This is a genomic window from Agromyces binzhouensis, assembly GCF_004135055.1.
Classification (GTDB): domain Bacteria; phylum Actinomycetota; class Actinomycetes; order Actinomycetales; family Microbacteriaceae; genus Agromyces; species Agromyces binzhouensis.
On the sequence record NZ_SDPL01000136.1, the window covers coordinates 1 to 7185 of the forward strand.

Consider the following 7185-nt stretch of genomic DNA (forward strand, 5'->3'; position numbering starts at 1 on the left):
CACGAGCGACGCGGCACCGCGCGACCGGCGCGACGCGCTCGCCCGGGTCGCCGACGTGATCGTCGCAGGCGATCGCCGCGTCGACCTCGCCGGCGCCGTGGCCGAACTCGGGGAGCGGGGCATGCGCTCGATCCTCTCGGAGGGCGGGCCCGGCCTGCTCGGCGCCCTCGCCGAGTCCGACCTGGTGGACGAGCTGTGCGTGACGCTCAGCCCGGTGCTCGTCGGCGGCTCGGCTCCGCGGATCTCGGGCTCGGCCGAGGAGCGCCCGCGAGCCATGCGACTGGTGCACGCCATCCCGGGCGAGCGCATGCTCTTCCTGCGATACGCACGAGGCTGACCGGCTCGGGCCGCGGAACGCATTGACACGATCGGAGGGCGCCGCCTAGCCTCTGCGTGCGGCGCGCGATCCGCCCGCTCGTTCGACGAGGAGAGGTGATGGGGTGAGCGTCGACGCCGCCGATCGGACCCGGCAGCAGCAGTTCCCCGACGAGGCGCGGCGCGTGAACGCCTGGGCGAGCCCGGCGTTCTGGTGGCGCGTCGCGATCGTGCTCGTCGTGCTCTGGGGCCTCGTGGCCGGCGAGCGGCGGCTGGCGTACTTCACCACGCAGAGCAACGTGATCGTCTTCGCCTACTTCGCCGGCGCGCTGTACTGGATGGCCCGTCGCGGAACCGCAGCGGCGCCGGCACCCGTCCTGCGGGGCGGCGTGACCACCTGGATCCTCACGACCATGGTCGTCTCGCACGTGCTGCTCAATCACTTCGAGAACCCGATCCCCGGCCTGTTCGTCGCCGACCCGACGGACGAGCTCGCGAATCGCGCGATCTTCGCGATGCACTACGTCGTGCCGCTCATGGTCCTCGTGGACTGGGTCGCGTTCGGCCCGCACCGCGTCGTGCGATGGCGGGATGCCGCGTGGTGGCTGGCCTACCCCGCCGCCTACGGGCTCGTCTTCCTGTGGCGCGCGCTCGCCCTGCCCGAGGTGCCCGACCGGTTCCCGTACCCGTTCCTCGACACCGACGCCCTCGGGGCCTTCGGATCACTGCTCGAGATGCTCCGCGTCGTCGCCTACATCGCGGTGCTCGGGGTCCTCGTGATGGCCCTCGACCGGCTCGCCTGGTGGGTCGGCGAACGGCTGCGCCGCGTGCGGCGCGGGGCGGAGGCATCCGCCTGACCGCGACTCAGGCGGCCGCGAGGGCGTGCGCGTCGAGGATCGTGTAGCTGTAGCCCTGCTCGGCGAGGAAGCGCTGGCGGTTGAGGGCGAAGTCCTGGTCCACCGTGTCGCGCGCGACGAGCGTGTAGAAGTTCGCCGACAGTCCCGACTCCTTGGGGCGGAGCAGGCGGCCGAGGCGCTGGGCCTCCTCCTGGCGGGAGCCGAACGAGCCCGAGACCTGGATCGCGACCGTGGCCTCGGGGAGGTCGACCGAGAAGTTCGCGACCTTCGACACCACCAGGACCGGTGTCCTGCCGTCGCGGAACTCCTGGAAGAGCCGCTCGCGTTCGTCGACCGGCGTGGCGCCCGTCAGCTGGGGCGCCCCGAGCGTCTCGGCGAGCTCGTCGATCTGGTCGAGGTACTGGCCGATCACGAGGATGCGCTCGCCGGCGTGCTTGGCGACGAGCTCCTTGACGACGCCGAGCTTCGCGGGGGCGGTCGCGGCGAGGCGGTAGCGCTCGTCGTCGGCGGATGCCGCGTACGCCAGCCGCTCGGACTGCGGCAGGTCGATCCGCACCTCGTAGCAGGCGGCGGGCGAGATGAAGCCCTGCGCCTCGATCTCCTTCCACGGCGCGTCGAACCGCTTGGGGCCGATCAGCGAGAACACGTCGCCCTCGCGACCGTCCTCGCGGACGAGCGTCGCGGTGAGCCCGAGCCGGCGCCGCGCCTGCAGTTCCGCGGTGAGCTTGAAGACGGGCGCGGGAAGCAGGTGCACCTCGTCGTAGACCACGAGCCCCCAGTCGAGCGCGTCGAGGAGTGCCAGGTGCGCGTACTCGCCCTTCCGCTTCGCGGTGAGGATCTGGTACGTCGCGATCGTGACCGGCTTGACCTCCTTGGCCTGGCCGGAGTACTCGCCGATCTCCTCGGCGGTCAGGCTCGTGCGGCGCAGCAGCTCGTCGCGCCACTGGCGTGCCGAGACGGTGTTCGTGACGAGGATGAGCGTCGTCGTCTTCGCGGTCGCCATCGCGCCCGCGCCGACGAGGGTCTTGCCCGCGCCGCATGGGAGCACGACGACGCCGGAGCCGCCCTCGAAGAAGTTGTCCACGGCCTTCTGCTGGTAGTCGCGCAGGTGCCAGTCGTCCTGCTCGAGGTCGATCTCGTGCGGCGTGCCGGGCGTGTACCCCGCGAGGTCCTCGGCCGGCCAGCCGAGCTTCACGAGCTCCTGCTTCAGTGCTCCGCGCGCCCACGCCTCGACGAGGAAGCTCGTGTCGTCGATCCGCTCGGTGAGCAGCGGAGCGATCCGCCTCGCGCCCGCGACCTCGGTGAGCACCGCCAGGTCGTCGCTGCGGAGCCGCAGCGCGCCGTCGTCGGTGCGGTCGACGATCAGGCGGCCGTACCGGTCGACGGTCTCGCGCATGTCGACCGCGACCGTCTGGGGCACCGGGAACTTCGCGTAGCGCTCGAGGGTGCCCAGCATGTCGTCGGCCGTGTGCCCCGCAGCCCGCGCGTTCCAGAGGCCGAGCCTCGTGATGCGGTAGGTGTGGATGTGCTCCGGCGCGCGCTCGAGCTCGGCGAAGATGGCGAGGTCGTGCCGGGCGTCCTCTGCGAGGGGGTTCGCGACCTCGAGGAGCACGGTGCGATCGCTCTGGACGATCAGGGGGCCGTCTGACATAGCGGACCAGTCTATCCCGGGTTTCCGGGGGTCGGCTCCGAGGGCGACGGATGACCCGACCGCGACGATCCGGAACGCCCTGGTGCGGCGGTCAGCTGCCGGCGGGTGCCGGTGCGACCGCGGCGATCGCGGAGATCGGCAGCGTCCGCTCGATGTCGGACTTGCGGTCCCGAGCCCGGAGGCGACCGTTCGCGACACTGGCCGGGGCGAGGAGGTAGTCGGCGGTGTCGCCGCCGGGCATGCGCACGGTGACCGTCAGCGTCTCCTTGGCGCGCGCCGCCGCCTCGAGCTGCCTCGCGAGCCAGGCCTGCTCGGTGCCGCCCTCGACGTCGGCCTCGGCGAGTCGGTCGAGCAGCGCCTCGAGCGGGTCGGTGCGCGGAGCCGGCGTCGGCGCGTGCCCGACGTGATGGCGTCGGAGGCGGACGATCCGTCCCTCCGCGTCCTCCGCGGCGACCGGATAGCGTGCGTCGCTCAGCCCCCAGAAGACCACGTCGGGCGGGAACCGCGACAGCAGGCGGTGCGCACCGTCCTGTCGGAGCCCGAGCGACGAGAGGGACTGGTCGACGAGGAGGGTGCCGATCAGCTGCGGGTCCTCCGACCGCACGGACGCGCGCGCAGGGGCCTCCGACACGTCGGCCGCGCCGACCCGGACGGCCCCGAAGCGCGCCGCCGACTCGCTCAGGAGGTAGGCGAGCGGCTGCGGGATGCCGGTCAGGGAGATCTCCTCGAGGAAGGCGCGGATGCCCTCCTCGCTGTCGCCGGCCGCGAGGGCGCGGTTGACGGATGCCGCGGTCACGCGGTAGCTGGAGGCGAGGTCGCGGCCCTCGACCTCCGCGAACGTCCGGAGCCGGGCGTCGAGCGACGGCTCGAGCGGGCCGGGGGAGACGATCGTGAGGTCGTGCTGGACGTAGACCTTGTCGACCTGCTTCGGGAAGTGGCGGGAGAGGCGATCGGCGGCGCCGGCCAGGTCGCCGGAGAGCACGAGCGACGCGGTCTCCAGCGGTTCGCCGGCGACCGCGAGTCCGAGTGCCTCGGCATCCTCGAGGAGGCGGTCCATGCCGTCGCGGAGCCATGCGCCGCCGCCGGGGTAGTACCAGGCGACGTCGTCCCTGATGGACGAGGAGCTCAGGGCTTCGCTGCGGCGGACGACCAGTTCGCGAAGCGGCGCGGGGATGCGGGCGCGCCACGCCTCGGCGAGCCGGGTCCAGCGGGAACCGGTGCCGAGCATGATCCACTCGGCGCCCGCGTCGGACTCGAGCCAGACCGGACCGTCGCGGACGATCAGCCCGGCCTCGATCGCCCGGCGCACGAGTCGCGGGAACTCGTCGAGTTCGACCCCCGCCGCCTCGGCGAGGCGCTTCGCGTCCGGCAGGGCGAACCCGCCCTTGGCGAGCTCGCGGGCAGGCTGGACGGCGAGTCCCGAGAGCAGTTCGGCGGTCGCGGCGACGGTGCTGTGCGCGGTCTCGGCGGCGCGTCGGTCCAGCAGCCCCGTGTCGGGGCGATCGCCGGGCACGGCGACCGGCGGCGCGTGCCCCGCGAGGGACTCGAGGCTCGGCAGGTCGTCGTCGAGGCGCGAATCCAGCCGAGCGGCGATCTCGGTCGGCACGTGGATGCGCACTCCGTCGCGCAGCAGCAGCAGCCTCGCCTCGAGGCGCTCGAGCGCCGAGGCGGGATCGGCGGCCAGTGCATCGGCGAGGTCGTCGGCCCCGAGCCCGCGCAGTTCGTCGCCCAGGCGGCCGAGGTCGGTCCAGCCCGCGTCGTCGGAGGTCGCCGCCGCGGCGGCGAGGACGGCGAGCGACGGGCGCTCGAGACGGTCGACGGCGTGGTCGATCGAGTCGGTCGCGGTCAGGGCCTCGGCCAGGTCGAAGAGATCCCGGACGCTGGAGTGATCGAGCTCGCGCGTGGTCAGCGCAGCCGCGAGCCGCTCGCGCGGGATCGCGCGGAGGCTCGCGGCGAGCACCAGCATGACGGTCAGTCCGTGCCCTGTCGTGACTCCCGTGACCGACGCACGCCGTTGACGATGAGCAACGCGATCAGGAGGACGAAGCCGATGGGCAATCCGATGAGCGGCAGCACGAGCACGAACGGCCAGATCCCCTCGCTGAAGCCGTCGTCGGCGCCGACTCCCGAGAGGGTGCCGATCATGACCGCGAAGAAGGCGATGATCGAGAGCCCGACGGTCGCGGCGACCATGTAGGCGAGGATGCGCTCGAGACGATGGTCGGTGATCGGTCCCTGATTGCTCACCGTCCCAGAATAGGCCCCACGGCCGTCCCGGCGGGTGCCGGACCGTAGACTGGGGGCCGACGTCGCCGCGGTTTCCGGCGCGCCCACCGAGACAGCGGGAGATCCATCGATGCCCACCGGCAAGGTCAAGTTCTACGACGAGGAGAAGGGGTTCGGCTTCATCAGCGGCGATGACGGCCAGGAGGTCTTCCTCCACGCCTCGGCACTTCCCGCCGGCGCGACCGTGCGCTCGGGCACCCGCCTGGAGTTCGGGATCGCCCAGGGCAAGCGCGGCGCGCAGGCGCTCTCGGTGCGCGTGCTCGACGCGCCGCCGAGCCTCGCGCGGATGCACCGCAAGCCGGCGGACGACATGGCGGTCATCGTCGAGGACCTCGTGAAGGTCCTCGACGGCATCGGCGCGAACCTCAAGCGCGGCCGGTACCCCGACAACGCGCACAGCCGGAAGATCGCGGCCCTGCTGCGCAAGGTTGCGGACGAGCTGGATGCCTGACGCCGAGTTCCCCGACGAGCCGACCGACGCATCCGACGGCGGTACGGCCCCCGACGACCGCGCGCCGATCGTCGCCGACGACGTGCTGCTCGCCGCGGTCGACCTCGCGCGCGGCGCGCTGCTCGAGGTCACCGCGGCGCAGACGGTGGGCTCCGTCGTGGGCCACGTCGCGGAGGGCGAGCACGTGCTCTCGCTGCACTTCGCCGCCGACCTGCCCGGCTACCCCGGCTGGCACTGGTCGGTCACCCTCGCGCGCGTCGAGGGCGCCGACCCGACCGTGCTCGAGACCGAGCTGCTCCCCGGCGAGCAGTCGCTCCTCGCTCCCGAGTGGGTGCCGTGGTCGGACCGGCTCGCGGAGTACCGCGCCGCCCAGGCCGCGGCCGCCGCGGAGGCCGAGACCTCCGAGGGCGACACCGACGCCGACGAGGAGTCGGACGGCGACGACGCGCTCGACGCCGATGACCGCGTCGACGACGGCGATGCCGACGAGTTCGGCGACGAGGACGCCGGAGACGACGTGTTCGACGGCATCGACATCGACGCGCTCGACGCCGAGGACGACGAGGGCGCTGAGGACGAGGGCGCTGACGACGACGAGGGCACTGACGACGACGAGGGCGCCGACGACGACGAGGGCGCCGACGACGACGAGGGCGCCGACGAGTCGGACTGACGCGTCCGGGCGTCGCTCAGTGCGAACGCGGGTCGTCGGAGTCCGGCCGGTGCCGCCGACGGCGAAGCTGCACCACGACGAGTCCGACGACCCCGAGCACCACGCCGATCGCGGCGGCGGCGATGAACCAGCCGAACCCGGCATCCGCCAATGCGCCTGCGAACCCCAGGGCGAGGCCCAGGGCGACGACCCACGCGACGGTTCCGGCGAGCAGCGCCTTGCGCGCGTCCGCCCGGACCGGCTCCGGATCGGGATGCCGTTCGGACTCCGAGAGCCACAGCCGCATGGCCGTCACCCTATCCGTTCTGCGCGAGCACCCAGTCCAGCGACGCGGTGAGCGCGCGCACGTCGTCCGGCTCGATCGCGGTGAACGTGGCGACGCGCAGCTGGTTCCGGCCGAGCTTGCGATAGGGCTCCGTGTCGACGATGCCGTTGGCGCGAAGCGTCTTCGCGAGTGCCGCGGCATCCGTCGACTCGTCGAAGTCGATCGTCACGACGACCTGCGAACGGTGCTCCGGGTCGGCGACGAACGGCGCCGCCGCAGGGGTCCGCGCCGCCCAGTCGTAGAGGATCCCGGATGACTCGCGCGTGCGCGCGTCGGCCCACGCGAGTCCGCCCGAGGCGTTCATCCAGTCGAGCTGGCTCTCGAGCAGCAGCAGCGTGGCGAGTGCGGGCGTGTTGAGCGTCTGGTCGAGGCGCGAGTTGTCGACCGCGTTCTTCAGCGACAGGAAGTCGGGGATGTAGCGGTCGGATGCCGCGATGCGCTCGATGCGCTCGATCGCTGCCGGCGACATGATCGCCAACCACAGCCCGCCGTCGGAGGCGAAGTTCTTCTGCGGGGCGAAGTAGAGCACGTCGAACTCCGCCGGGTCGGCGGCGGCGCCGCCTGCGGCGCTCGTGGCGTCGACGACCGTGAGCGCGCCCGCGTCGCCGGCGACCCGACGGACGGGCG

9 protein-coding genes are annotated in these 7185 nt (G+C 72.8%); 4 read left to right on the forward strand and 5 right to left on the reverse strand.

Annotated features, from left to right (window positions below; all coding sequences use genetic code 11):
- On the forward strand, nucleotides 1–337 hold a 337-nt coding region (locus ESO86_RS08475), incomplete at its 5' end, for a dihydrofolate reductase family protein (protein WP_207207065.1).
- Nucleotides 338–440: 103 nt separating this feature from the next.
- Entirely contained in the window at nucleotides 441–1172 is a 732-nt protein-coding gene (locus ESO86_RS08480) for a Pr6Pr family membrane protein (protein ID WP_207207066.1), read from the forward strand.
- A 7-nt stretch (nucleotides 1173–1179) separates the two neighbouring features.
- Here the strand turns inward: ESO86_RS08480 and ESO86_RS08485 are convergent, their stop codons facing one another.
- From ESO86_RS08485 to ESO86_RS08495, 3 genes are all read right to left on the reverse strand, one after another.
- Nucleotides 1180–2823, reverse strand: a complete 1644-nt coding sequence (locus ESO86_RS08485) for a DNA repair helicase XPB (RefSeq protein ID WP_129234504.1) — start codon at nucleotides 2821–2823, stop codon at nucleotides 1180–1182.
- A gap of 91 nt (nucleotides 2824–2914) precedes the next feature.
- Nucleotides 2915–4789, reverse strand: a complete 1875-nt coding sequence (locus ESO86_RS08490) for a helicase-associated domain-containing protein (protein ID WP_129234505.1) — start codon at nucleotides 4787–4789, stop codon at nucleotides 2915–2917.
- Between the two features lie 5 nt (nucleotides 4790–4794).
- Nucleotides 4795–5070 carry a hypothetical protein gene (locus ESO86_RS08495; RefSeq protein WP_242492281.1) on the reverse strand — a complete coding sequence of 92 codons (276 nt, stop codon included), beginning with the start codon at nucleotides 5068–5070 and terminating at the stop codon, nucleotides 4795–4797.
- 109 nt (nucleotides 5071–5179) lie between these two features.
- Between ESO86_RS08495 and ESO86_RS08500 the strand changes: the two genes are divergently transcribed.
- Nucleotides 5180–5560, forward strand: a complete 381-nt coding sequence (locus tag ESO86_RS08500) for a cold-shock protein (RefSeq protein WP_129234506.1) — start codon at nucleotides 5180–5182, stop codon at nucleotides 5558–5560.
- Complete coding sequence (locus ESO86_RS08505) at nucleotides 5553–6233, forward strand: DUF3027 domain-containing protein (RefSeq protein WP_129234507.1); 681 nt, start codon at nucleotides 5553–5555, stop codon at nucleotides 6231–6233. The genes ESO86_RS08500 and ESO86_RS08505 overlap by 8 nt, the downstream gene beginning before the upstream one ends.
- 16 nt (nucleotides 6234–6249) lie before the next feature.
- On the opposite strand, the gene ESO86_RS08510 is transcribed toward ESO86_RS08505, so the two are convergent.
- Entirely contained in the window at nucleotides 6250–6519 is a 270-nt protein-coding gene (locus ESO86_RS08510) for a DUF2530 domain-containing protein (RefSeq protein ID WP_129234508.1), read from the reverse strand.
- A 10-nt stretch (nucleotides 6520–6529) separates the two neighbouring features.
- The coding region (locus ESO86_RS08515; protein WP_129234509.1) for an aminotransferase class V-fold PLP-dependent enzyme at nucleotides 6530–7185 on the reverse strand (656 nt) is incomplete at its 5' end.